This window comes from Kitasatospora sp. NPDC057223 (assembly GCF_042669755.1).
In the GTDB taxonomy this organism is placed as follows: Bacteria; Actinomycetota; Actinomycetes; order Streptomycetales; family Streptomycetaceae; genus Kitasatospora.
This window is the reverse complement of sequence record NZ_JBHUWW010000005.1, coordinates 111,604-136,708: the sequence shown is the minus strand read 5'-3', so window position 1 is coordinate 136,708 and position 25,105 is coordinate 111,604. Positions and strand designations below refer to the sequence as shown.

The window sequence follows — 25,105 nt, the reverse complement described above, 5'->3', positions numbered from 1 at the left end:
AGCAACCGTCTCAGGAATTCCTGTTCCGGACCGAACTCATGATCTCCGGGAAGCTCGGCTCACGCTGCAGGATGGTGAGCAACGCCGACGCCACCCGCACAGCCTGCGCCACGTCCATCGCCGCGTGGATCGCCTGTGCGGTCCGGATGAAGTCGTCCGGGTCCACCTCCAGGGTCACAAGCCCCGAAGCCGGGGACACAGCCGCATCGCGCTGCTCCGGCACCTCAGGCGTGTCAACGGCGTTTACATCTTGCTCGACGAGGAGAACCGCCTCCAGCACGGACAGCTCGGCCACCGATCGCGACTCGGAGCCGTCCACAGCGCCGGGTTCCCCGATATTCGCAGTCCCGTCATCGGCCTCGGAGTAAACGGCGTTTACATCACCGGTGGGGCGGGGCAAGACCGGGCCCGGCGGCGCGGACCGCTCCAGTCTGGCAACAGCCTTCGCCCTCTCCTTCTCCGCGGCAGCCTCTCTGGCCGCCCGCCCACGCTCCAGCTGCTCATCGGTAGTGAGTTTGCCCGCCCTCGCCTCGGCCCCGATCTTGCGGGCGTCCTCGATGGCGAGCTCACCCGTGCCGGCCTGCTCCTGAAGCTCCGGCGTCAGGTGAAGCAGCGCCAGCCGCTGCCCGACCCACGCCCGGGACTTCCCGAGCTTGCGCGCAACCGCTGCCTGGTTGCCGTCGTACACCGTGAGCAGCAGCTGCTCGATCGCCTGCGCCTCCTCGAACGGAAGCACACCCTCCCGGTGCGCATTGGCGACGAGTGCGGCCTCCACCATGTCCGCCGCCGTGGCTACCAGGTCGTCGTTCAGGTCCACCCGCAGATTGGGCAGACCTGCCCGCTGCGCGGCGAGCAGCCGCCTGTTGCCGTCCAGCGCCACGAAGTCGGCTCCGCCGATCCCGGCGGCCTGGTCCGGGTGCGCGTCCAGGAACGCGTCTCGGCTGACCACCGTGATCGGCACGATCTGGTGCCGGCTCAGGCTCTCCGCCAGCTCGTCGATCGTCTCGTCCACGAAGGTCCTGCGCGGGTTGAGCGGGTTGAACACGATCGACGACACCGGAGCGAGGGAGGAACGCCGCACGCGCCCGGCCGCGTCCAGGGCATCGCTGCGTGCGATCGCCTCAGTTCGCCCCCGCGCCTCGCCCTGGGTCAGTGCCCCGAAGGACCCGCCGCCGCCCGCGAGCTTCTTCGCGATACTCATCCGAGCCTCCGACGGATCTCACGCATGCGCTGCGCCTGGATGGAGGTGGGCGCGTACATCAGCAGCGGCTGCTTGAGGTGCACGGCCTCGCGCTGCTCCTTGAGGTCGGGGACGACGGCGACGACGGGCGGGGTGCCGAGCGCCTGCCAGTTGTCGAGGGAGTGCGTGGTGACGTAGCCCTTGCGCTTGTCGAACTTGTTGACGACGAGGCCGAGTCGGTCGATCTCGACCTCGTAGTCGAGGCTGACCGTTCGGATCTGACTGTCGAGCATGGCGTAGGCGTCGGCGGAGGAGTCCTCCGCCTCGACGGGAATGAGGACGCCGGACGCACCGGCGGCCTCGTTCTTGCGGCGGTGCGCGTAGTAGAGGCCGGCGTCCATGGCGAGGCCGAGGTTCGGGGGAGCGTCGATGACGATCGTGTCGAAGTGCTCCTCGAGCGAACCGAGAGCGCGTTGGAGGCTCGCCTCGCGGGGGCCGCGGACCGAGCCGAGCCGGGAGTCGAGGAGAAAGGCGTCGAAGCTGGACGGCAGGAGGAACAGGCGCCCGTCGAAGTACCCGGGCGCGATCGGCACGACGTGGTCGAGGAGCGTACCGACGGTGCGGTCGCGCTCGACCATGTGCGACACGAGGCTTTCGTCGCCGGGGGCGATCTGCTTGACACCGAGCTGCGAGGTGAGGTGCCCCTGCGGGTCGTAGTCGATCAGGAGCGTGCGCCGGCCGGGCAGTGCGGGCAGTTTCGATCCGCCGGTCGTTGCGGGCAGTCCAAGCGCTATGGCCTGCCCGATTCCTGCGACAACGGTCGTTTTTCCCACCCCGCCCTTCTGGTTGCACACGATGATGCGGCGCGTGTACCGGGGGATTGTCACTTCGGAGCACAGTGCGGCGTGGGAGTCGACCCAGGCACGCACGGCCTGGGCAAAGCCTTGGACGCAGGAGATGTCCCTGCTGCTGCAGTCGGCCTTGAAGTCGTCGTAGAGGCCGGCCGGGAGCACGGTGTTCCAGCTCTCGGCGCCGGTGGTGTCGAGGGTGGGGTTGTTACCGGGGGGGCGAGCGCGCCACTGTTCGATGGCTTCGGTGACTGCGTCCTGCATGTCGATACCGAGCTGAGCGGATCTGGTCTTGAGTTCCTGACGAAGGGCGACAGGAAGCTTGGATGCCACCTTTTCCCGGCCGCCTTCGGAGGGTGGAGATGCCATGGCGTCACCATAGTGGCGCAAAGCGGTTCGGAGGCCGTGGGGAGTTGCGTGTTGCGTCTGAAGAATGCTCATACGTGTAAACGGCGTTTACTTCTGGATCGCAGTTCGCTGGCTGGACGGCGTGTGGCATGTCGACGATCCATCTCGGGGGGACTGCCCGAAGCCTGACCCCCGGGGGTACTCTCCGCGCCGTGGTCGGACGGTCGAGGTCGGGTGGTCGTGGTCGGGCGGTCCTCAGTGGGCTGTCGGCTGTGATGCCGGTGCCGATGTCTGTGCCGATGAGGTGGGTGCAGCCGGCCATGCGGCCATCGCCGCGTCTGCCACGCGGTCCAGCGTCTCGCGCCCCGCTCCGTCGCACGCCTGCTGGCTCATTCCCTGGACGACCGCCGCGTAGAAGGCGGCGAGTCCGTCGGCGTCCACGTGCGTGGGCAGCAGCCCCGCGTCGAGGTCGGCGCGGATACGTGCGGCGAGCGCGGCCTTGGTCGCCTCGCGCATGTCGCGCAGTTCGGCCTTGACGTCCTGCGAGTTGGGGCCGCAGTTGGCCGCCGCCGTGATGATGAGGCAGCCGGGGGGATGGCTCGGGTCGGTGTAGTCGGCGGCGATGTGCCGCAGCATGGCGGCGATGTCCGTGCGGGCGTCCGGGCCCTGCGGCAGCGGGGCTCCGTAGGTGCGGGCGTAGAGCTGCACGGCTTCGTCGAACAGGTGCCGCTTGTCGCCGAAGGCGGCGTAGAGGCTCGGCGGGTTGATGCCCATCGCGGCGGTGAGCGCGGCGATCGAGGTCGTCTCGTAGCCGTGGGTCCAGAACTCCCGCAGGGCGGCGGCCAGGGCGTGGTCACGGTCGAAGGCGCGTCGGCTCTGCCGGGGGCGGGTCGTGGCCGGAGTGCGTTCGCTGCTCATGACGGCAGCCTACTGCCCAGTCCGTAGTGATCGCTAAAGCTGTTCTGCTAGAGTCTGGCCACTGCTTGGCTTTAGCGATCGCTAAAGCCAAGCGGGTGCCTGTCGATCCAGCGAGAGGGAACCGCGATGACCATGACCGCATCCACCGCCTTCGCCCGTACCGTCCGGGGCTCCGGTCCCGGCCTCCTCCTCGCCCACGGGGCGGGCGGCGGAACCGAGGCCAACTACGGGCCGATCATGGAAGAGCTCTCCGCGCGGCACACCGTCGTCGGGGTCGACTACCCCGGTAGCGGCGCCACCCCGAAGGCCGACCAGCCTCTGGAGATCGACGGACTCGTGGACCAGTTGACCACGGCGGCCGACGCCCAAGGACTCGACACCTTCGCGGTCAGCGGATACTCGCTCGGGGGAGCCGTCGCGATCCGCCTCGCCGCGCGCCATCCCGAGCGGGTCACCGCACTGGTGCTGAGCGCGACCTTCGCGCACGCCGACACCCGCACCAGTCTCGCCGCCTCCGTCTGGCACCAGCTGTTCGAATCCGGCGAGCACACCGTGCTCGCCCAGTACCTGAACCTGATGGCACTCAGTGAACCGGTACTGAACTCCCTCACCCCCGCCCAGCTCCACACCGCCGCCGAGCAGCTCGCGGCCAACCTGCCCGTCGGCACCCCGGAACAGGTGGACCTGGTCCGCCGGGCCGACGTCCGCGGCGACCTCGCCGGCATCGCGGTACCGACGCTCGTCGTCGTCACCACCGCCGACCCGCTCATCTCGCCGACCCTCCAGCGCGAGCTGGCCGCGGCCATCCCCACAGCCGAGGTCGCCGAACTCCGCTCCGGCCACCTGCCGTTCGCCGAACGCCCGCAGGAGTGGGCGAAGCTCATCGGCGACTTCCTCGCACGACACCGAAAGCACTGACCGGTCCGGCCGGCCGACAGGGATCCCCTCCCACCCGATGGGACGCGTCGCGGCCGTCACGGGACCGCCTTCTGCTGCTCCGTCGCCGCCCTGAGAGGGTCTTGAGCGGGGAGCCGTCGTCGAGGTCGGCGGTCGAATAAGCCTCGGCCCCCGCTCGCTGCTTCCGGTACGTTGCTCGCTTCGAACACACCATCAGGGGGAGCGTTGACGGATTCGTCGCTGGACCTGGCCGGCCGGTTGGTCAGCGCGGTGATCGCCTGGGACACCGACACGGTACGGACGTGCCTGGAGCAGGGGGCAGCGCCGGACACCTTGGGCTCTGACGGGCTGCCCTTGCTCTGCACCGCCGTGGGCAGGTTCGATCACGTCACCGCTGAAGTTCTGGTCGAGGGGGGTGCTGATCAGGACCGCGAGCTTCCGGGTGGTGGCACCCCCTTGCTGCGGGCGGTCGACACCGGTTCCCCCACGCTGGTCTTGATGACGCTCGGAAACGAACCTCAGGTTCGCCTGCCCGAGGCTTCCCGGCGGGAACTGCTGGACCTGGCCCGGTACTGGCACGAGACGGGTGTGGTCGAAGAACTGCGCCGCCGGACCGGAGCCACGGAGTCAGCGGTCAAGCGCCAGGTCGACGACCCTCACGGTGACACGATCGACGAGTTCTCCCTCGGCGGTCGCACCGCACGGGACGGCCACGGCGCCATCCTCACCCACCTCGAGTGGGCGTTCGGCGTGTTCCCGCCCTCCGGCGAAGTGATGGCACGCGCCGTCCCGCACGCCCAGGTAGGGGACAGCAACTGGTTCGCCGCTAGCTACTACCTGGGCCAGCGCCGCGGTCCACGCATCTGGTCCGAGCTCACCTCGCTGCGGCAGCAACCCGATCCCGCATGCCGCCGCTTCCTCGCTGAGGTCATCTTGCACCGGAACCTCTTCGTGCCGGTGAACCGCCCACCGGATCTCGCTCAGGACGTCGAGTTCCTGGCGTCCTGGGCACAGGAGGAGCCCGACGGACAGGTCCTCGCCGCCGTCCTGGAAACCTTCACCGGCCACGGGCATCCGGAGCAGGAGGCCATCGGCCTGCGGTACATCGGCCATCCCGATCCGGGCGTACGCAGCGCGGCCGTGTCCTGCCTGGACCGGGAGCGTGCCGCATCGGCACTGCTCGGCCTCGTCCACGATCCCGAGCCCGAGGTCCGGCATGCCGTCGCCGAGGCCTTCCCCTCGTGGTCCGCGCCCGACAAGCGACTCGAGCCGGCTGTCCGGGACGCCCTGCTCCTGCTGATTCGCGACGAGATCCTCGGGGTGCGGCGCCGCGCCGCACAGTCCCTCTCCGGCTACGACGACCGGAGCGCCCCCGTCCTGGACGCGTTCCTCGCGCTCCTCGACGAGGAGGACAAGGATCTGCTCCTGGAGGCGGCCTGGGCACTGGCCCGCCGCGACCACCCGCGGACCGAGGAGGCGTACGAGCGGGTCGGACCGCTCGACGTGTTCTCGAAGCACGACCACCGGACCTCCGCCCTCTGGTACTACCGCGCGAGGAGTCGGAGCGACCAGGCATGACAGGACGTCGCCGCGCATGTCTTCGGCAACGCCGGCGGTGCCGCAGGTCACCGCAACACGTGATCGATGCTCCGGTGGTTGGCTACCTCGACAGCTTCGTGGTGCGCTCCGGGTAGGCCGCGCCGACGTACGGCATGGCGGTCGCGTCGGTATCCGGAAGGACCCTATGAGCTGTGGGGTCGCCGGCGTCGAAGGCTTCGCCGAGGAGCAGGAGGACGAGTGTCCGCGCTGGCTGCGGACCCGTCAGGAGATCAAGGCGGGAGAGGGCAAGCGGTCGCCGGCGAGCGTGGAGCCGGTGCTGCCGGCCCACATTCCGTACAACCCGCGTGAGGAGCTGACCAACGTCGGGGAGACGGCCGCGTCGCTCGTGGCGGGGGCACCCTCGCAGCCCGTCGCCGTGGTGTCCCTGTCGGCCTTCTATGCCGTACACCCGCTGACCACACGGAAGTTCGGTCCCGAGGGGTGCACGGATGACGGTGACTCGGGTGCTGCCGGCACACGTCGCTGTCCTGGCGGGACCACTGATACTTCGAGGGACTCAGGGTCTCTGCACGGTCCAGATGCTGTCGCGGATGTCGATCACGGGGATGCCGGCGGCGCGGGCCGCGTCAAGGCCTTCGGTGGTGTTCTCGAAGGCCACGCACCGGCCCGGGGCGACGTCCAGCTTGGCGGCGGCCAGCAGGTAGGCGTCGGGGGCGGGCTTGAGGCGGGAGACGTGTTCACGGGCGATGACGACGTCGAACAGTCGGTCCAGGCCGACCGCGGCGAGGCCTGCGCGCACCACCCGGCCGTCGTTGGCGGAGGCCACCGCCACGGGTACGGCCTGAGCCAGCTTGCGGGCGAGAGCTGCCACGCGCGCTATCGGCCGGACCCGGTCGCTGAGGGTGAGCCAGTGGGCTCGGGTGCGGTCCACGAACTCGCCGTCCGTGCAGGGCAGGTGCAGGCCGAGGTCGGTGTGCAGGCGTTCGCGCAGGGCCGTCAGATCCGCGAGCGGGGCCTGCTGCAGCCACTGTTCGGGGACGGCGAGCCCGAGGTCGGTGAGGCTGGCGTGGGCGGCGTCGGTGTTGACGGTGCGGGTGTCGACCAGGGTGCCGTCGAAGTCGAAGACCGCCGCCTGCGGGGCGAGTCGGGCGAGCAGTTCACTCTCGGGGGTGCGCATTTCGGCAGCGGACTGCGGCAGGGGCGCGTTCATCGGATGACTCCGGCGTGGTGGTGGGCGGGTAGGAGGAGGTCGCGCAGCCCGCGGGCGGCCAGGGCGTGGACGTGGGTGGTGGTGACGGTGAGGAAGGGACGGGGTCCGTACATGATCGGCCGGTCGTCCCAGGTCCCCTCGGCGGTCCGGGTGTCGACGAGGAAACGCACCGCCCGTTGCAGGGCTGCCTCGGACAGGTCGAGGTGACCGGCGCAGTAGGCGGTCAGGGCCAGGCCGGTGGCGGCGGGGCTGGAGTACGGCTCGCCCGGGATACGGGGCCAGCCCCCGTCCGGGCGCTGCGCGGCCGCGAGGCCAGGCCCGGCTGCGCGGCTGCGGGCCGGCGAGTCGGGCCGGTCGCTGACGGCCGGTCCGATCTCGGCCGGGCCGTAGGCCGGTGGGATGTACCAGTTGGACTCCCAGCCGCCCGTGACAGCGAGGCCGGCCAGCCAGCGGCGGGCCGGGCCGAGATCGATCCCCGGCAAGCCGGTTGCCTCGATGCCGGCGACCATGTGGGCGACGACATCGGCGACCGGAGTGTCGTCGCTGGAGAGCCAGGTGTTCCACAGGCCCTTCGGTGTCTGGTGCCGGCGGGCGTAGTCCGTCGCGCGGATCCGGACGCGGTCGGCCCACGTGGTGCCCGCCAGGGCGAGGAGGTTGCTGCCGGTGGTGTCGTTGTCGGAGTCGAGGGCGTGGGCGCAGGCCCAGCCGCCGTCCTCGCGCTGGGCTGCGACGAGGAAGTCGAGGGCCGGGGCGAGCGCGGCCTGCTCGAAGCCGGGGTACCCGCGCAGGCTCCGGACCATCAGTCCGGTGTCCCATATCTCGCTGATCATGAACCGCCAGGTTCCGTCGTCGTGCTGGTCGGCCAGCAGGCTCCGGCGGCAGCGTTCGGTGGCGGGGTGGTCGGGGGCGATCCGGGTCAGCGCGAGGTGCAGCATCGCGGTGACCATCGGCATGCCGTAGTACGAGCCGTCCACCGACTGGCCGCGCCCGAGGTCGTCCGGGATGCCCGGGACTGCGGCCCTGCCCAGCGAGTGGTGGGCGATGGCCTCGAAGGCGAGCAGCAGGGTGCGCTGCCAGGGCTTGATGCGGGCTCCGCGGTCGCCGCCCAGCGCGGCCCGGGCGTGCTCCAGCAGCAGGCCGGGGTCGGCTCCGGGGGCGCCGGCGGCGCAGGCGATGGCGTGCAGATACAGGGCCCGCCGCTGGTGCGGCCCCTCCTGCACGGCCAGGGTGGGCAACGCCGGCACTCTCGGAGCGGTGGTCAGCTCCAGCAGCCAGCGGTCCGTGGCCTCGACCAGCGGGTCGTGCGTCTGTGCGGTCGCGGTGGCGAGCCAGTGCACGGCGCGCTCCCGTGCCTCCTCGGCTCCTTCGACCCCGGCCAGGCTGTAGGCCGCCACCGCGGTGTCCAGGATCCGCGGCCGGGTCGGCACCCGCCAGGCCCCGTCGTCGTCCTGCGTCCGGACGGCGAATGCCGCTGCCTGGTCGAGCGCGTTCGTGGCTTCGGCCTGCAGACCGGCCGGCAGCAGCCGGCCGTGCAGTATCCGCTCCGACGCCTCCGGTGCCTGCCCGAACACGTCGACGGTTCCGAACATGCTTGTTCCCCCACTGCCACCTTGCGGTGACCCACCCCGGCGCCGCGCGACTCCCTCGCCCAGCCCCCCAACCGACGAGACACCCCCGACGGACGACACCGGTGCCCCGGAATCGATCAGTCCGACTATCGCGCCCGGACACCGGCCGAATCAAGATTCACCCATGGCAAGAACCTGCTCATAGCCCCGAACCGCACAGCAGGCGGACCGGCAAATCGGCAGCTCGGCCACTGCTGGTCGGCCTGCTCACCCACCCGAGCGGCCCGGTCCGGGCCAGGGCCGTCCCGGGAACTGCGGCTGCGGTGTCACTGAAGCTTCGCCATCTTCGAACGCGCTGGTCGGGGGCGGTGGCGTGGCGGGCTTCCGAGGTGCTTGTGCAGGTCGTGGGTGGGGGCCTGATGTCCTGATCGTCTGACGGGGCCGGCCGGAGCAGCTCTGTCACGGCAGTAAACCGCTCGCCTACCCAGGCGATCAGCGTTAGCGTCCGCGAGTGATGACAGCAGACGACGTACTGGACATCCTTGCCGTGCTGCAGCAGGCAGAGGTGGACATCTGGATTGGTGGTGGCTGGGGCATCGACGCCCTCGTCGGTGAGCAGACCCGCCGGCACCGCGATCTGGACCTGATGCACCGAAGCGACCAGGAGCCGGCGGTGGTCGCGGCCCTCTCGCAGGTCGGCTTCGGCGAGACCCTGGACTGGCGGCCGGTGCGGTTCGTGGTCACCGACCCTCGTGGTCGGGAGACCGACCTGCACCCGCTGCTCTTCGCTGCCGACGGGTCCGCAGTCCAAGCCTCGACCGACGCCGGGCACCCATTCACCTATCCCGCCTCGTGCTTTGTCACGGGAACGATCCAGGGGACCACCGTCCCCTGCCTGTCGGCCGATCAGCAGGTCTACTTCCACCAGGGCTACGAACCGGCGGATCGCGACCGTCACGACATGGCGCAGCTCCGACAGGCCTTCGGCATCGCCACCCACTTCTGACCCTGGGCAGGCTGGAACCGCTACGCGGCAGGCTGTCGCAGCTGTCACAGCTGTCGCAGCTGTCCAAGCTCGCCGGGCGGGGCCGGCTGCGCAAGCTGCCCGAGAGCCGCTTCACCACGTGCCTGTCACCGCGCCCCCGCAGGCGGATGAGGTGTAACTGTGCTGCCCCCGAGGGCCGTTGAGAGTATGCGATCAAGAACAACGCGCCCGCCGAGGGTGTCTCCCGTGTCGGCCAGTGCAAGCTGAACCTTTCCACGCACCGTGGTCTACCTCGCCGACCTGCTGCGTTCCCACCTGAAGGCGAACCGCTCCTCCTTCCGGTCCCTGCCCACGGGCCGGATAGGAGTGCTCATGCAGTGCTCATGCCGGCGATGCTGCGGCACGACAAGCGGCTCCTCGGCCTGCCCGGCGGCAACGGCGTCCCAGTGTCTCCCTGCGGCGCCGGCGCGACGGGATGATCAACCACGATCAAGACCCCGGGCAGCCGTCCGTCACCAGCACGAGCACCCCGGCCGAACGCCACGCCAGAGGCTCCGACCAGCACGTTCGAAGCTGGTGAAGGCCCACTGTCCCAGCATGCCCGGTTTCAATCCTTTGCTGGGACGGTCCCGGACCGGTCTCCTGGCGGGACTGCTTCGGGCCCGGGTCAGGACAGTGCTGGGACATCCGGCCCGATCGGTCGGCCACTGCCTTCTGCCAAGTGATCCCGACCGACTGCCAGGTGACTTTGACCGGTCGATAACCTGTGCCTGTGACGCCCAGCGATGATCGACAGTTCCCTCCCGCACTCGCCGCCGCGATGTCGGCCCCGTTCGACTACGACGACGGTGAAGGCATCGACTTCGAGCCCTTCCCCGTCTTCTTGTCCGCCGAGGAGACCACCGACTGGTTCCGGGCCTGGACCGGCAACAAGGACCTGGACGGCGACCGCTTCCGCATCTTCGGCCAGGACGGCACGGGCGGGTACGCGGCGCTCTGGCTGATCCGCCCGGCCCAGGAACTCACCGAGCAACCGGTCGTCTTCCTCGGATCCGAAGGGGAGACTGGAGTCGTCGCACGCGACCTGGGCGACTTCCTGTGGCTGCTGGCCGACGGCCTCGGACCCTGTGAGGCAGCCGACCCGCACGAGCGCCGGCGCGCCCCGCGCCCCGACCTGGAGCTGAGGTCTGTCGCGGAAAGGTTCGCGCCGGGGCGGAACCGGTCGGCCGCCACGGTGATCGAGTTGGCCGTCCAGGAGTTCCCCGACTTCGAGGACACCATCGCGGAACTTTGCGGCTGAACCCGGTTCACAAGCGCTTTGCAGTCGGACTCCGGTGGCGAACGGCCAAGACGTGGCGCACACCCGTCTCGCTGACGTCTGACTGAGGTCTGACTGTAGGGCGTTGGCCTACTCGGTCGTGCCCAGCGAGATGCAACCAAGGGCGCTCAACTCGCTCAAGGGCGCGCTCAACTCGCTCGCCGGATCAAGCTCGGCAGAGACGGGCGCAAGGAAATCGGAAGGCGATACGGGCGGGAGATGGAACACTTCGCCAGGTGATCGTGATGCAAGCTGTCCTGGAGATGTGCACCCCCGATGGCTTTGCCTTCTGGCCTGTCGCTGAGATCGAGCCGTTCGGCTTCCTGCCTCTCAGCGGCGAGCTCTCACCCGCCGAGGTCGGGGCAGCAGTGATGCGCATCATCGCCTGCAACGACGTTGACCCGGACGGTGACCGCCCGCCGCGGCCGGCTGATCCGCTCGACTCCTTCCTGCATGGACTGCTGACCCTCGAGACTCTCTACGCGGCCGGCGGCCTACGGGTCACGGACAGCTCGACAGGCACTACCTTCCTGCCCGGCTGCTGCAACGGGCTGGAGGAATGGCGCGACTGGCACCAGGTTGTCGACGGCAGCGGCTACACGTCCTTCGGCCATGATCCCGACCCGTGCGCCGAGCGCTTCGGCCGGACCGTCCGGCTGACCGTCGACGCCGAGCAGCGCGACAGCCCGGTGATCGAGCTGTCCGTCACCGAGCTCCGCCACCTTCTCGTCGGAGTGGAGCGTGACCTTGCCGGCTTCTTCGAGCTGGCAGCCGACTGGGTGTCCAAGAACCTGTCCGACCGGTCCACCCCTGTCACGGCCGCTCTCGCTCGCGTCCTCGACCTCGCGGCCCCAGCCGTCCCGTCAACGTCGTGGGGCGCCGATCCGACTCCGCAAACCCGTGGAGGGCCGGTCAAGATCGCTGAGACTGGTCCGACTTCGTCGAGAGGGGCCGGCCGGTGAGGCAAGAGCCGAAGGCGTGGTACAGCGCAAGAACCTTCTACAGATGGCTGACCTGGGAAAACCGTCCCTATGAGGAGCGTGTCGTGCTGTTCCGGGCACGTTCCCTCGACGAGGCCATCGAACTGGCGGAGCGGGAGTCGGCCGAGTATGCGGGGGAGGGCGACCTCGAAGTCCTGGACATGGTGCAGGCGTACCGGATCTCCGACGGCGACGAGGCGGTAGGCGCGGGTACGGAGGTGTTCTCGAAGCTGCATGCGCTCGGCCTTTCGGAGAACGCGTTTCTCGACCGCTACGACTCGGGACCGGCGCACACTCAGGTCAGCGAGTGATGGTGGCGAAGTGGATCTCGACTGGCGATGATCATGCTGTGGCGCTGGGGGTATGACGGATCGGCAATGGGCCTGGCTGGAACCCCGCCGAAGTGGATGAACGCCTGCCCGTTCATCCACCGCAGGTCAACCAGGTAAGGGCTGTCCATCTCCCGGATGCGCCGCTCGATGCACTCGACGATCCCCCGCAGACGGCGGTCGTCGTAGTCGTCATCGTCGGCCGTGGCACTCTCCTGAACGCTGATCCAGCCGTGGTACCCGAACATGGCCGCAGCCTGCTGACCCGCCCGCCCACGGCCCAGCCGATTTCCGCTCAGCTGATTCCCCAGATCGTTCACCTGCTACGAAATGGGCAGTCGGAGCGACACCGGCCGCTTCCCAGAAGCCGGATCAACGGGGGAGGACCACAATGGACGCCGGGACTCTGCGGCAGCCGCTCGACAGCCTCGACACCCTCCTCGGGCGGGTGCTGCCCAACCCACCGTTCCCTTCCCCGGTGACCGGCGCGTCAGCCCAGGAGTACCACGAGTACCTGGAAGCCGCCCGTCTCTGCCTGGGCCCTGGACGACAACCTCACCAGCCAGCTCGTCTTCCCCCTGACCGTCGCGCTCGGACGTAGGCCTCCTCACCCACCTCATCGCCCAAGCCAGCACCGGTAGTTGGCAGGCCCGTACGAACGCCTGTTCTGCCGCCCACTGGATCAGAGCATCGCGGCCCACCACCCGCCGCGACGCAAGGGTCCGCTGCTGCACCAGGCCCGCCTGATCACTGAGGAGAAGCACCACCTGTTCAACCGACTTCTGGACCACCGGACCGGCTACCGGAGCGCCATCTGATTCCGGCCCCGTCGGGAACAGGCCGACTGACGGTCTGCACCGGAGAGTCCGGGGGCACGCCCCGCCGCCGCCCGAGCTCGGCGGCGGCAAAGTCGCTACCGTGCAAGTCGAGCGGGGCGCTGCTGACCACTCTCGCGGCCGGCGCCACCGACGGCCAGGCCGTGCGCGCCGACAGGTACTTCACTCGTCCCGTCCCGCCGGGGGGACGCTACGGTGTCACGGATCCCGGGGCTTGTGTGGCCCCTTCGGAGGACCACGATCATCCGGCGGTCGGCGAGCTGGGCACGGAACAGGCCGCTGCGCTCGTCGATCCCCGGGGGGATCGACGAGCCGGGAACGCCGAGTGCGGTGAGGAATCCGCCCAGTGCCTCGCCGGGCTCCAGTGAGCCGGCCGAGGGTTGAGGCCCCGCAGGTTCACGTACAGCTGGTCGTCCGGGAACCGCTTTGCGACCTGGTGGGCCGAGTGGACGGCCAGGCCGGTCTTACCCACCCCGGCCATTCCCCCCACTGCGGCGACCGGGGAGCGGCCTGCCTGTACATCTGCGTCTGCGTCCGCGCTCCATGTCGCCGATCGCGCGCACACTGACTCCGGATGCGGCGGCGAGCCCTTCGAGCGTGAGCCGGGCGCGCTCACGCGCCTCGCGCAGCAGGGTGCCGAAGGTCGCCTGCTGCACTGCGCCACCCCCTGATCAGCCGTCCGGCTGGTCGATCATCGTACTGTCCGGGTAGTCGGAGAAGCCTTCCAGCGTGCAGAGCGGTCGTCCTAGGCGGTGGTGCCCCGGGCGATCTGTTCGAGGAGATCGACCAGCTCTTCGGGCATGGAGAGCATCGGTGTGTGGCCGCTGGCCAGGTGATAGGTGGCACCGGTCCGTTCGGCGAACGGCTCCTGGTAGGACGGGGGGAGGCTCTGGTCCTCGTCGCAGACGACGTAGCTGCTGGGAACGGTCTTCCAGGCGGCCCGTCGCACCGGCTCGGCGAAGGAGAGCGCGCTCTGCGGAAGCAGTCGCGCCAGAGCGGCTTCCCTCGGGCCCTCGGGCACGTCGTTGTAGAGCGTCGCCGCCGGGTTCTCCCGGACCGGGATCACCCCCTCCACCGTCGCCAAGTCCGGCTGTTCGCCGCCGAAGCAGGTCATCAGGCTCTCGCCGACCTCCAGCGCGAAGGCGGATACGTACACGAGGTGCGACACGTTGGCGGCTCCCGCACTCGCCTCGGTGACCGGTGCGCCCCCGTACGAGTGCCCGACGACGACCAGGGGGGCCCGGACGGCATCGATCTTCTCGCGGATCACCCGGGCATCGTCCAGGAGGCCGGGCAGCCTTCCGGTGGACCCTTCGGCCACGACGCTCGGCAGGTCGACGGTGTGGCTGGTCCAGCCCCGGTCGGTGAGGATGTCCTGGATCGCGCGCCAGCACCACGACCGATGCCAGGCCCCGTGCACCAGCAGGAACTCGGGGGTTTTCCTTCTGTCGTTCATCTCAGTCCTTCGTTGCTCTCTGCGGTCGTAGGGAAGCGGCAGCCGTACGGAGGCGCACGGCCGCCTCGCCGGTTTCAGCTCACAACGGGCAGGGCCGAGGCCCACAGTCGATCGGCGGCGGCAGGGTCGACCGACCATCGCGCCACTCCCGCCATCACCTCGGGGCCGCCGTCGACGACCTCCGCCTGCTGGTTGTCCTCGAAGTAGCACCCGGTCACGCCGTCCAGGAGGGGTGAGGCGGCCAGCAGTACCGTGGTGGCCGCGCCCTCGGCGGGGGTCTTGTAGTGGTCGGGGGTGAGCAGATTGCCCTCCGCGTCCATGGCCCCGAGCGCCTGCATGGTCGCGGCGTCGAGGTGCCGTGTCAGGTTCGTGTGGATCCACCCCGGCGCGCAGGCGTTGGCGCTGATGCCGTCCTCGGCCCACTGACGGCTGATCCCGACAGCGAGCAACACGCTCGCGGTCTTCGACCGGGCGTAGGCGACGAACGGGTCGTAGGGGTGCCGTTCGAACTGCGGGTCCTCGAAGTCGAATCCTGCCCGGAGCTGGGCTCCGGAGCTGACCGCGACCACGCGCGGGCACTCGGCCTTCTGCAGAGCAGTGCGCAGTCCGAGCGCCAGCGCGAAGTGGCCGAGATAGTTGGTGGCGAGCTGCAACTCCCAGCCCTGCGCGTTCACCTGGCGGGTCGGCAGCATCATCACGCCGGCGTTGGCGACCAGGCCGTCCAGGGGGCCGCGCCAGGCTTCGCAGAAGGTGCGGACGGAGGCCAGGTCGGCCAGGTCGAGGGCGACGGCCCGCACCCCGGGGAACTCCGCGGTCAGCGACCGGGCGGCAGCGGGGTCGCGGGTGGCGACGGTCACCTGCGCCCCCGCCGCGGCCAGCGCGCGCACCGTCTCGGCACCAAGTCCGGAGGACCCACCGGTGACGACGATCCGGCGCCCGCCCAGATCGACCCCTTCGAGCACCTCCGCGGCAGTGGTCCGCGCTCCGAACGGTGTGATGGTTGGGGACATGGCTGTGTCCTGCTTCCAGAAGAGGGATGGTGGCCTGGACCGGCCAGGACCTCGCCGCCTGTGGGTGTTCCCGCCGGGACGACTGGGCCGACCTTACAACATGTTCATACCTGGCAAGGGATTCAATGGTCACATGTGTGACCGTCCGATGGTGTCCGAGTGTCCCGGACGTTGCCGCTGACCTTGCCGCTGATGTTGCCGCTGCCTACGAGTGTCGTTGTCGCGCGACGGCGCCGGTGGACGGCCCGTCGTCAGGTGGCGGACGCCTTGAGTGCGATGCCGACAGGCCCGGAGGAGTGCCGCGACCCCCGGGCGTCGACGCCGCAGGGCGCACATGTCCATCGCGGTGCCGGCTGCGGAGAGCGAACACACTGCTCGTGCACTGCACGGCGAAGCCGAGGAAACGGCCGCCGGTTCGTCGTCCGCGGCGGTCGGCGGTGGGCGGTCGGCGGCCCGGGTGCGGACCTGCGGGGCCGCGCACCCGGGCCGGGACGGCCGCCTTCTCCTGCGGCAGGCGGTGCTGTCGGGGCCTGCTCAGCCCGCGAGGAAGGCCAGCAGGGCCTGGTTCACCTCCTCGGCGTGGGTCCACAGCAGGCCGTGCGGGCCGCCTTCGATCTCGACGTAGGCGGCGTGCGGCAGCGCCTTGTGGAACGGCCTGGCGGTGGCGTCCAGGGGCAGGATGCGGTCGGCTGTGCCGTGCAGGATGAGGGCCGGTACGTCGATCTTCGCGATGTCGGCGCGGAAGTCGGTGGACCAGGTCAGCGGGGCGGCGGCGGCCGCGCGGGCCCCGCCGCCGGCGGCGGTGTTCCAGCTGTTGCGCAGGGCCTCCTCGCTGATCCGGGTGCCGAGGTAGTCGTCCAGGTTGTAGAAGTCCTGGAAGAACGCGGTGTAGTAGGCGTAGCGGTCGGCCTGTGCCGCCTGCGAGACGCCCAGGAAGAACTCGGCCGGTGCCGCGCCGCCCGGGTTCTCGTCGTTCTGCAGCAGCCAGGGCTCCAGGGAGGCCAGGAACGCCACGCGCTCGACGCGGGCGGCGCCGTAGGTCGCCAGGTAGCGGGCGGCCTCGCCGGTGCCCATGGAGAAGCCGACCAGGACGGCGTCGTTGAGGTCCAGGGTCTTCAGGACCGTGTGCAGGTCGGCGGCGAAGGTGTCGTAGTCGTAGCCGGTGGCGGGCTGGTCGGACTGGCCGAAGCCGCGGCGGTCGTAGGTGATGACGCGGTAGCCGGCGTCGAGCAGCGCTGCGGTCTGCTTCTCCCAGGAGCGGCCGCTGAGCGGGTAGCCGTGGATGAGCACGACCGGCTGCCCGGTGCCGTGGTCCTCGTAGTACAGGTCGATGTCGGTGGAGTTCTCCTGGCCGACGGTGATGAACGGCATGACTGTTCCTTGTCTTCGATGGGTCCCGGACGGTGCCGGGAGGGCGCGGGGCGAGCTGCTGAGGAGCGGCGGGCGCGGGGGTGCGCGGCAGCGGGGCCGGACGGGGGCCGCGGCCGGGGTCGGCTCCGGGTAGGTGCTGATGTGGTCAGACCAGGTAGGTTTCGAGCAGCCGCAGCCACACTTCGCTGATCGTCGGGAACGGCGGGACGGCGTGCCACAGCAGGTCGACGGTGATTTCGCCGGTGATGGCGACCGTCGCGGAGTGCAGGAGTTCGGCGACGCCGGGGCCGGCGAACGTCGCTCCGACGACGGTGCGGCGGGCGGGGTCGATGAGGATGCGGGCCCTGCCCGCGTAGTCCGGGCGGTACTGCAGGGCTCCGGCGAGTTGGCCGATCTCGTAGTCGACGACATCGACCCGGCGGCCCGCGCGGACGGCCTGGGCGTGGGTCAGGCCGACGGCGGCGATCTCCGGATCGGTGAAGACGACCTGGGGTACGGCTTCGGAGTCCGAGGTCGCGCTGTGCCGGCTCCAGGGTGCGGTGTCCACCTCGGCGCCCTGCGCCCGTGCGGCGATCACCGAGCCGGCGATCCGGGCCTGGTACTTGCCCTGATGGGTGAACAGGGCGCGGTGGTTGACATCGCCCACGGCATAGAGCCAGTTGCCCGCGACGCCGGTGACGGCCAGACGGTCGTCCGTGGCGATCCAGTGCCCGGGCCGCAGGCCCACGGTGTGCAGTCCGAGATCCTCCGTCGCCGGCGCCCGCCCGGTCGCGAACAGCACCTCGTCGGCGCTGGTCCGGCTGCCGTCGGTGAGCGTGAGGACGACCTCCCCGTCCGGTCCGCCCGTCCGCGCCGCACCGGCGACGGCGGTGTCCAGCCGTACATCCGCACCGGCGGCGCGCAGCCGGTCGGTGACCAGCTCCCCGGCGAAGGGCTCCAGTCGAGCCAGCAGCCCGCTGCCGCGGGCGAGCAGGGTGACCTGGGAGCCCAGTGCCTGGTAGGCGGTGGCCATCTCGACCGCCACCACGCCGGCGCCGACGATGGCCAGCCGTTCGGGTATCCGCTGTGCGGTGGTGGCCTCCTGGCTGCTCCAGGGCCGCAGGCCTTCCAGTCCCGGCAGGCTCGGGAACGCTGCTCGGGTGCCGGTGCACAGGACCACGGCGTGCCGGGCACGCAGGAGCAGTACCTCGCCGTCCGGCGTGGTGACGGCGACCCGCCGCGGGCCCTGCAGGCGGCCGTGACCGCGGATCAGCTCGATGCCGGCGGACTCCAGCCACGCCACCTGGCCCTCGTCGTTCCAGTGCGCGGACATGCGATCCCGGTGCGCCAGCACCGCCGCCGTGTCCAGGGGCCCGGCGACCGAGGGATCGAGGCCGGGGACGTGGGAGGCGTCGGCTCGGAGCAGCACGGGCCGCAGCAGAGCCTTGCTGGGTTCACACGCCCAGTAGGAGCAGGCGCCGCCGACCAGTGCGCTTTCCACGATGACGGTCTTCAGGCCCGCGGCCGTGGTGCGGGCGGCGACGTTCTCGCCGACAGGTCCGGCGCCGATGACGACGACGTCGGGGGAGTGGGTGAAGTCGACCGTCATGGGTCCTCCGGGGGTGGGCGGTACGGGCGGGCGGATCGGGGAGGTGATGGTCCCGAGGGGGCAGCTGGGGGAGCGGCCGCCCCCTCGGGTGCTTCGGGGGTCAGCGGGTGGCGTTGGCGGCCTTCTCGATGACCTGGGCGACCAGGGCCGGGTGGGAGACCGCGACGGAGTGCGAGGCGGCCACCTCGGTGATGTGGGAGTGGGCGCGGCGCGCCATGAAGAGCTGTGCGGCCGCGGGGATGTTGAGGTCCTGGGTGGTGACGACGTCCCAGCTCGGCTTCTCCTGCCAGGCGGCGGTGGTGGCCTTCTCCTGCAGCGCGCTCTGGGCGATGGGCCGCTGGGTGGCAGCCATCAGGGCCGCCTGGGCGGCGGGCACGTCGGCGGCGAACTGGTGACGGAACTTGTCCGTCTGGATGTAGAGGTCGGTGGTGCCGGTGCCGTCGGGCAGTGAGTAGGTGACCGGGTTCAGGGCGTCCGGGAGCGTGGATCCGGAAAACTTGCCGGTCAGTTCCAGCGCCGTCTCGCCCGGGGCGGGCAGGAACGCGGCCACGTAGACCAGTGCCTTGACCTGCGGGTCGTTCGCTCCGGCCGCGCTGATGACGGAACCTCCGTAGGAGTGCCCCACCAGGACCTTGGGCCCCTTGATGTTGTCCAGAACGCTGCGCAGCACGGCGGCGTCGGCGGCCGGCCCGCGCAGTGGGTCGGCGGGGGCGACGACCGGATAGCCGGCCGCGCGCAGCCGGGTGATGACGCCGCTCCAACTGGAGCCGTCGGCGAACGCACCGTGTTCCAGGACGATCGTCGGATTGCCCCGCGTGCCGGCCACCGACGAGGTGCTGGCGTCCGCCGGGCCGCCGAGGGCGACCGAGCCCAGGACGAGGCCCGCCGAGACCGCCGACACGATTGCCATCGGAAGCCAGTGCTTGAGTCTGCTCTTGCCGTCTGCCATGGGAGTTGTCCCTTCCGGGTGAACGAGCGAAGTGTGCGGGTGAGTGCCGCCTCGTGCCGTGCGCTGCACGGGCGCACCGCTGTCGTGCGGACAACGCCGAGGGGCTTGACGGGCTCCACCCTCCTGGCACGGCCCACGGACAGGGATCCGTCACATGACGGTCAACCGCCGTACGCCGTGCCGCACCGGCTCCCTACGTCACGCGATGCGCCTGAGCCATCCGGCGCTGTCCGCAGCACAGGGCCGGCGCAGCGGCGGGGGCTGCCGCCTGCCGAGGACGCGGGTCGCCCCGGGCTTCGCGGGGATGGCCGCAACGGCTGCCGCAGGAGGCAGGACTTCGCAGCGCCACAGCGGTGCCGGTCGGGCCGACCGTCAACTGACGGATGTGTCCGGACTGCGCACGGCTGAGAGTGGGCGGCGCGGAGTGCGCTGTCGCGCACTCGGAGTACGTGAGCCGTCGAGATCGGGAGCCGGCGCAGAACCGCCTCCGAGTCGCCTGGCAACCGCCTGCCAACTGCCTGGTCCTGGTGCGGCGCCCGGAGGAACGTTGTGCCTCACAGGCGGTCCGCCTCCCACAACCGACCCGACCGGTCACCTGGGAACCGCGACCGTGCACCGGGCAACCCCCGCAAGCGCTGCGGCGGCACGGGATCCCCGCCGAGAGCGGGCGGGCACGGGGGAGACACCCCTGCACCAGGTTCCCCGCCACAGGTGGTCGACGTATCCAAGGGCACGGGCCGCAGCCCGGCCCGTCCGGGGAAGGGAGCAGGGCTGTGGAGTCCTTCGAGTCGGCCATCGTGGGCCGGGAAGCCGAAGAAGCGATTCTGTCCTCGTTCGTCAACTCACCCCAGGGGCAGACCCTCCTGCTCACGGGCGAGACCGGCGTGGGAAAGAGCGAGTTGCTGAAACACACCGCCGAGCAGGCAGCGGGCGCGGGGTACCAGGTCGTGCGGGCGGCCGGTGTCGAAGCCGAGTCGGAGCTGCCCTTCGCCGGCCTGCATCAGCTGCTCTATCCACTGCTCGCCCACGTCGACGACCTGGACGAGGTGCGCAAGGTCGCCTTCGAGGTCGTCTTCGGGAGAAGCCAGGCGGACGCCCCGTCGGTCATGACACTGGGTACCGCGGTCCTGGACCTGATCACGCTCGCAGCCGCGCAGTCACCCCTGCTGCTGGTCATCGACGACAGCCAGTGGTTCGACACGGCCAGCACCGCGGTCTGCGGGTTCGTGGGCCGCCGCCTGGCCGGCAGCACCGTCAAACTGCTCATCGCCATGCGTCCCGAAGGACTCTCGGGCTTCCAGTCAGCGGCGTTTCCCACCCGCGCGGTGCCGCCGCTGTCCTGGTCCGCCGCGACGCGTCTGCTGGACCTGCGTCATCCGCAGCTGAACCCGCAGATCCGGGGCCGGGTCCTGGACGAGGCGCAGGGCAACCCGCTGGCCCTGATGGAACTCCCGGCCCACCTCAGTGCGAACGTCGCCGTACCCGTTGCCGGCGAGCTGCCCGGGGACGGCCTGGTCCCGCTTCCCGACCGGTTCCAGCAGGTCTACGGGGCGCGCATCGCCACCCTCGAACCGGCCCTGCGCACCGAACTCCTGCTCGGCGCGCTGGACGGAGTCAACGCCGGAACGCTGACCGCTCCGGCGGGGGCCGCGCGCTACCGCATGCGGGACGCCGACCAGGCAGTGGCGGCTGGACTGCTGGTCCTGGATCCGGGCAGCGGGGAGTACGTGTTCCGTCACCCCCTGGTGCGTTCGAGCGTCGTGCGTTCCGCCGCCCCGAACGCGCGCCGGTCGGCCCACGGGACCCTGGCACAGATCCACCGCGACAACATCGAACGCCGGGCCACCCATCTGGCGGCCGCCACGGTCGACCCGGACGAGGGCGTCGCCGCAGCCCTGGAGGAGGCCGCGGCCTCGGCCACCCGGCGCGGCGGCGCCGCCGCCGCCGTGAACTGGCTGACCCGCGCGGCGGAGCTGAGCGAGACCCGCGAGGACCGGTCCCGACGGCTGGCGAGCGCCGCGTTCGTGGCCGGCCACACCGGGCTCCTCGGCCGGGCCCAGCGCCTGCTGGACACCGATCGCGCACCGGGCGGGACCCAGTCGGCAGCCTCTGTCCGGGTCACTGCCTACGCGGCGTTCTACGAGGACGGGGACGTGCGGTCCTCACACCGGCGGGTGGCCGCGGCCATCGAGAGGATCCGCGACGGCGCCGAGGCAGAGCCGGAGGAGGAACTCACCAGACTCGTGAACCTCCTGCTGGCCATCAGCCAGTACGCCGGCGACGGCGACTCCTGGCAGCGGACCCACCAGCTGCTCGACTCCCTGGGCCACCTCGTCCCGGCGAAGTCACGTATCTACCAAGACGCCTGGAGCGACGTGGCGGACCGGGGCCGCGGAGTGCACGAGCGCCTGGCAGCGGCATACGCCGCGTTTCCGAACCTGGACCCGTGGGACATCACCCGACTGGGCGCCGCCGCCTACCACATCGACACCCTGAGCCACTACCGCACCCATCTCGTCCGCAGCGTGGAACGTGAACTGCTGACCGGAGCCGTGGTCAACGGCATGACCATGCTGCACCTGATCATGCTGGACCAGATGGCCTCGGGCGCCTGGGAGGCCGCCGAACAGACCGGACATCGTGTCCTGGAACTGACGACAGCTCACGGCCACGCCCTGTTCGCCCACCAGAGCCTGGCCCACCTGGCCCACCTCGCCGTCCTGCGCGGGGACCTGGACCGGGCGAGGGACCTGCAGGGCGTCGTCGACCGCTGGGCCCGCCCCCGCAGGATCGGGTTCCTCACCCAGATCGTCGACGTCGTGGCGATGACCGCCGCCCTGATCGAGGGAAAGTACGAAGCGGCCTACCTCTGCGCCACCGCGATCACCCGGCCCGGCGGCTTCACCCCCGGCGCACACCAGGCCCCGCGTATCGCCCTCGACCTCGTCGAAGCCGCCCTGCGCACCGGCCGAACCCGACAGGCACGCGAACACGCCCTGGCAGCACAGGCCGCAGCCCTGCCGGACATCTCTCCCCGCCTCGCCCTGACCACCTTCGGGGTGCTCTCGATGACGGCGGAGGACGACGACGAAGCGGAAGCGATGTTCCAGCGGGCCGACACCCACCCGGCGGCTGCGGACTTCCCCTTCGAGCGGGCCCGCATCCGCCTGGCGCACGGCGGCCGGCTGCGCCACAGCAAGGGCCCCAAGGCCGCCCGGCCACTGCTGGACCAAGCCGCTGAAGCCTTCGAGCAACTCGGCGCCCACATCTGGGCCGAACGGGCCCACGCCGAACTGCGCGCCTGCGGGGTACCCGCCCAGCACTCCTCGACGAACCCGGGACCGCTCACCTGGCAGGAACATCGCATCGCAGACCTGGCGGCACGCGGTCTGACCAACAAGGAGATCGGGGAGCAGACACACCTGTCCCCGCGCACCGTCAGCTCGCACCTGTACCGGGCGTTCCCCAAGCTGGGCGTCACCTCGCGCGCCGCCCTGCGTGACGCACTGGCCGCAATCCCGGACGACGACGCCGTGCGGTCGTAGGACGGACCTGCGAGGCCGTGAACCGAACCATGGACGCAGCCCCGCTGCACACCGCAGAGCAGCCCGCCTCCGACAGGCGTACGGACTTCCGGGCGCTATCCGGCCGCACCACCGGAAGCCGCGACACGATCAGCACGACCGGCCGAGGTGTACAGCACCGCCCGCTGCTCCTTGTGGCGCTGCACCTGCCCCTTGGCGACCAGTGACTCCAGGGTGTTCCGCACGACCTGCGGGGTCGGCTCCCGATCCGGGTGCCGCACCATGAGCTCCTCGCGCAGGTCCTTCGCCAGGCGCGGCTCGCCGTACCCGGCGAGCAGTTCCATCAGGAGGTCTCCCAGCAGCGGCCGCTGCGCCTTGCCCCGCCCGATGCCGCGCGGGGCGCCCGCAGGCGAGGTCGCCTTCCCGGGGGAGGTTCCGCGCTGCCGGGCCCCGGCGGGGACCGGCTCGGCCTCGACCTGTTCCGGCAGGGGAGAGGGCTCGACATCGTCCTGGTATTGCTCGGCCAGGGTCATGATGTCGATCAGGAGTGCCTCCTCCTGCTGCAGCGACTCGAGCTTCTCGGCCAGCTCCTGCTGCCGACGGCGGTTCTCCTCCAGATCCGACGCGGCCTGTACGACGTACCGCGATCGGAGCGAGGCGACTGATCGGCTGGTCACAACCGGTCACTCCTTCGTGAATGGGACGGCTCCTGGAACGTGGTCCGCCACCGTACCGTCGCCGGGTCCGGCCCTTCAGGGAACATGCCCTGAAGTATGTCCGTGAATCGTCATCAGCGACAACCCCGACATATCCCGCTTCCATCGGTACGGGCCGGGTGGCGACGTGAGCCTTCGCTCCGGGCCCCTGAAGAAGTCACACGTGTTGCACTTCCTGGCAGCAGGGCATACGTTTCTCTGGTGCGGCCGTGGTCTCGATGCCGGCGAGTTGCGTCGGGACCTATGTGCAGGTCCGTCCGCATCCCCCGTGCGGATCGTCATGCGCCGCACAACCTTCCCCGCCGACTGAGGACAGCCGGCGGGGAAGGAGGCCTGGAAGGCCGCCGTCGGCCCGGGGCCGGGCAGGCAGGCGCGCAGCAGTGGTCGCACAACGGACCCGCACCGTGCGAGACGCAGCCGGTGCCTCTCGGTTCCGTTGACGAATCTGCTCACGCGAACCACAGGGCCATGTATCCGGCAGTCGAATAACCGATCTGTCGGGTGATTTCTGCGGTCGTGAAGTGTTGCCGCCCGGCACACGCACACACCTGGCAGCTGACCCAGCACCGCTGTTCTCTCCTCGGGCGATGCCCGGGGCCCACGAAAGGAAAGACCAGATGAATCTCGACCTCTTCGGCAAGCGTGCGTTGATCACCGGATCGAGTTCAGGACTCGGCGAGGCCACCGCCAGGCTGCTGGCGGCGGAGGGGGCGGCCGTAGTGATCCACGGGCGCGACAAGGACCGGGCGGAAGCGGTCGCGGCATCGATCCGCGAGGCCGGCGGAACGGCCGACACCGCGCTCGGCGACCTGGCCACCGACGAGGGCGCCGCCGATGTCGCCCGGCGGGCGACCGCAGGCGGCCGGGTGGACATCCTCGTCAACAACGCCGGTTTCTACCGCCACCTCTCGTGGGCTCGGGCGACACCCGAGGAGTGGAACGACACCTACAACGTCAACGTCGTCTCCGGGGTGAGGATGATCCAGCACCTGGTCCCCGCGATGCGTGAGCGCGGTTGGGGCCGGGTCGTCACCATCGGCGGCGGCCTGGCATCCCAGCCGATGAACACCCACCCCCAGTACAACGCCACCCTGGCGGCCCGGCACAACCTCGCGGTGTCGCTGGCCCGTGACCTCAAGGACACCGGCGTCACCTCCAACGTCGTCTCGCCCGGCGCGATCCTCGTCGAAGCCACCAAGGACCTCGTCACGCAGATCGGCCCGGACCGCGGCTGGGGCCGGACCTGGGAGGAGATCCAGCCGAACGCGGTCCAGGCCCTGATCCCCAATGACCAGGGGCGGTTCGGCCGGCCCGACGAGATCGCGGCAGCGGTGGCGTACCTGTGCAGCGCCCACGCCCAGTACGTCAGCGGAGCGACGATCCGTGTGGACGGCGGCCTCATCCGCTCCGCTTTCTGAACCGGCCCGGCTCGGGCGAGGTGCCTCTGTGCCCGCCGTCCGCCCGACCCGCCCGGCGTGGGGCCGCCGGCCCGCTCGCTGCCGGCGCCTGCCCCT

Annotated in this window: 22 protein-coding genes; 9 read left to right on the top strand and 13 right to left on the bottom strand. The window is 70.6% G+C overall.

What is annotated here, in order from left to right; translation table 11 throughout:
• Window positions 1–10: 10 nt before the first annotated feature.
• The 3 genes from ACFUK0_RS03950 to ACFUK0_RS03940 all read right to left on the bottom strand — a co-directional run bounded on the left by ACFUK0_RS03950 (window position 11) and on the right by ACFUK0_RS03940 (window position 3,294).
• Complete coding sequence (locus ACFUK0_RS03950; RefSeq protein ID WP_380246430.1) at window positions 11–1,201, bottom strand: ParB/RepB/Spo0J family partition protein; 1,191 nt, start codon at window positions 1,199–1,201, stop codon at window positions 11–13.
• Entirely contained in the window at window positions 1,198–2,292 is a 1,095-nt protein-coding gene (locus ACFUK0_RS03945; protein WP_380246429.1) for a ParA family protein, read from the bottom strand. The genes ACFUK0_RS03950 and ACFUK0_RS03945 overlap by 4 nt, the downstream gene beginning before the upstream one ends.
• 339 nt (window positions 2,293–2,631) lie before the next feature.
• Window positions 2,632–3,294, bottom strand: coding sequence for a TetR/AcrR family transcriptional regulator (locus ACFUK0_RS03940; protein WP_380246428.1), 663 nt, complete (start codon window positions 3,292–3,294; stop codon window positions 2,632–2,634).
• A 126-nt stretch (window positions 3,295–3,420) separates the two neighbouring features.
• Here ACFUK0_RS03940 and ACFUK0_RS03935 point away from each other — a divergent pair, with 126 nt between their 5' ends.
• A complete protein-coding gene (locus ACFUK0_RS03935; protein WP_380246427.1) occupies window positions 3,421–4,212 on the top strand; it encodes an alpha/beta fold hydrolase in 792 nt (263 codons plus the stop codon).
• 477 nt (window positions 4,213–4,689) lie between these two features.
• Window positions 4,690–5,769, top strand: coding sequence for a HEAT repeat domain-containing protein (locus tag ACFUK0_RS03930; RefSeq protein WP_380246426.1), 1,080 nt, complete (start codon window positions 4,690–4,692; stop codon window positions 5,767–5,769).
• 538 nt (window positions 5,770–6,307) lie between these two features.
• Here ACFUK0_RS03930 and ACFUK0_RS03925 read toward each other — a convergent pair.
• Together ACFUK0_RS03925 and ACFUK0_RS03920 are read right to left on the bottom strand one after the other, a co-directional pair.
• Window positions 6,308–6,961, bottom strand: coding sequence for an HAD family hydrolase (locus ACFUK0_RS03925; protein ID WP_380246425.1), 654 nt, complete (start codon window positions 6,959–6,961; stop codon window positions 6,308–6,310).
• On the bottom strand, window positions 6,958–8,550 hold the full coding sequence (locus tag ACFUK0_RS03920; protein WP_380246424.1) for a hypothetical protein: 1,593 nt from the start codon (window positions 8,548–8,550) through the stop codon (window positions 6,958–6,960). Before ACFUK0_RS03920 ends, ACFUK0_RS03925 begins: the two co-directional genes overlap by 4 nt.
• Window positions 8,551–9,043: 493 nt before the next feature.
• Here ACFUK0_RS03920 and ACFUK0_RS03915 point away from each other — a divergent pair, with 493 nt between their 5' ends.
• From ACFUK0_RS03915 to ACFUK0_RS03900, 4 genes are all read left to right on the top strand, one after another.
• On the top strand, window positions 9,044–9,535 hold the full coding sequence (locus tag ACFUK0_RS03915) for a nucleotidyltransferase domain-containing protein (protein WP_380246446.1): 492 nt from the start codon (window positions 9,044–9,046) through the stop codon (window positions 9,533–9,535).
• A 751-nt stretch (window positions 9,536–10,286) separates the two neighbouring features.
• Entirely contained in the window at window positions 10,287–10,814 is a 528-nt protein-coding gene (locus tag ACFUK0_RS03910; RefSeq protein ID WP_380246423.1) for an SMI1/KNR4 family protein, read from the top strand.
• Between the two features lie 263 nt (window positions 10,815–11,077).
• A complete protein-coding gene (locus ACFUK0_RS03905; protein ID WP_380246445.1) occupies window positions 11,078–11,794 on the top strand; it encodes a hypothetical protein in 717 nt (238 codons plus the stop codon).
• An 83-nt stretch (window positions 11,795–11,877) separates the two neighbouring features.
• The gene (locus tag ACFUK0_RS03900; RefSeq protein WP_380246422.1) at window positions 11,878–12,123 is read left to right on the top strand and encodes a hypothetical protein; all 246 of its coding nucleotides are present in this window, start codon (window positions 11,878–11,880) and stop codon (window positions 12,121–12,123) included.
• On the opposite strand, the gene ACFUK0_RS03895 is transcribed toward ACFUK0_RS03900, so the two are convergent.
• Window positions 12,108–12,389, bottom strand: coding sequence for an Imm7 family immunity protein (locus ACFUK0_RS03895; RefSeq protein ID WP_380246421.1), 282 nt, complete (start codon window positions 12,387–12,389; stop codon window positions 12,108–12,110). The two genes, ACFUK0_RS03900 and ACFUK0_RS03895, sit on opposite strands and share 16 nt — an antisense overlap.
• A 393-nt stretch (window positions 12,390–12,782) precedes the next feature.
• Between ACFUK0_RS03895 and ACFUK0_RS03890 the strand changes: the two genes are divergently transcribed.
• Window positions 12,783–12,959 (top strand): hypothetical protein, encoded by a 177-nt coding sequence (locus ACFUK0_RS03890; protein ID WP_380246420.1) that lies wholly within the window; start codon window positions 12,783–12,785, stop codon window positions 12,957–12,959.
• Window positions 12,960–13,441: 482 nt separating this feature from the next.
• Here the strand turns inward: ACFUK0_RS03890 and ACFUK0_RS03885 are convergent, their stop codons facing one another.
• The 6 genes from ACFUK0_RS03885 to ACFUK0_RS03860 form a co-directional block, all read right to left on the bottom strand.
• Window positions 13,442–13,633 (bottom strand): helix-turn-helix domain-containing protein, encoded by a 192-nt coding sequence (locus ACFUK0_RS03885; RefSeq protein ID WP_380246419.1) that lies wholly within the window; start codon window positions 13,631–13,633, stop codon window positions 13,442–13,444.
• Window positions 13,634–13,722: 89 nt separating this feature from the next.
• Entirely contained in the window at window positions 13,723–14,433 is a 711-nt protein-coding gene (locus ACFUK0_RS03880) for an alpha/beta hydrolase (RefSeq protein WP_380246418.1), read from the bottom strand.
• Between the two features lie 74 nt (window positions 14,434–14,507).
• On the bottom strand, window positions 14,508–15,443 hold the full coding sequence (locus ACFUK0_RS03875; RefSeq protein WP_380246417.1) for an SDR family NAD(P)-dependent oxidoreductase: 936 nt from the start codon (window positions 15,441–15,443) through the stop codon (window positions 14,508–14,510).
• 534 nt (window positions 15,444–15,977) lie between these two features.
• Window positions 15,978–16,814 carry an alpha/beta fold hydrolase gene (locus ACFUK0_RS03870; protein ID WP_380246416.1) on the bottom strand — a complete coding sequence of 279 codons (837 nt, stop codon included), beginning with the start codon at window positions 16,812–16,814 and terminating at the stop codon, window positions 15,978–15,980.
• A gap of 145 nt (window positions 16,815–16,959) precedes the next feature.
• Window positions 16,960–18,402 (bottom strand): dihydrolipoyl dehydrogenase family protein, encoded by a 1,443-nt coding sequence (locus tag ACFUK0_RS03865; RefSeq protein WP_380246415.1) that lies wholly within the window; start codon window positions 18,400–18,402, stop codon window positions 16,960–16,962.
• Window positions 18,403–18,502: 100 nt separating this feature from the next.
• On the bottom strand, window positions 18,503–19,351 hold the full coding sequence (locus ACFUK0_RS03860; protein WP_380246414.1) for an alpha/beta fold hydrolase: 849 nt from the start codon (window positions 19,349–19,351) through the stop codon (window positions 18,503–18,505).
• A gap of 773 nt (window positions 19,352–20,124) precedes the next feature.
• Between ACFUK0_RS03860 and ACFUK0_RS03855 the strand changes: the two genes are divergently transcribed.
• Window positions 20,125–22,896, top strand: coding sequence for an AAA family ATPase (locus tag ACFUK0_RS03855; protein ID WP_380246413.1), 2,772 nt, complete (start codon window positions 20,125–20,127; stop codon window positions 22,894–22,896).
• Between the two features lie 95 nt (window positions 22,897–22,991).
• Here the strand turns inward: ACFUK0_RS03855 and ACFUK0_RS03850 are convergent, their stop codons facing one another.
• Window positions 22,992–23,552 carry a hypothetical protein gene (locus ACFUK0_RS03850; protein WP_380246412.1) on the bottom strand — a complete coding sequence of 187 codons (561 nt, stop codon included), beginning with the start codon at window positions 23,550–23,552 and terminating at the stop codon, window positions 22,992–22,994.
• 656 nt (window positions 23,553–24,208) lie between these two features.
• On the opposite strand from ACFUK0_RS03850, the gene ACFUK0_RS03845 reads away from it, so the two are divergent.
• Window positions 24,209–25,009, top strand: coding sequence for an SDR family NAD(P)-dependent oxidoreductase (locus tag ACFUK0_RS03845; RefSeq protein ID WP_380246411.1), 801 nt, complete (start codon window positions 24,209–24,211; stop codon window positions 25,007–25,009).
• Window positions 25,010–25,105: the final 96 nt, after the last annotated feature.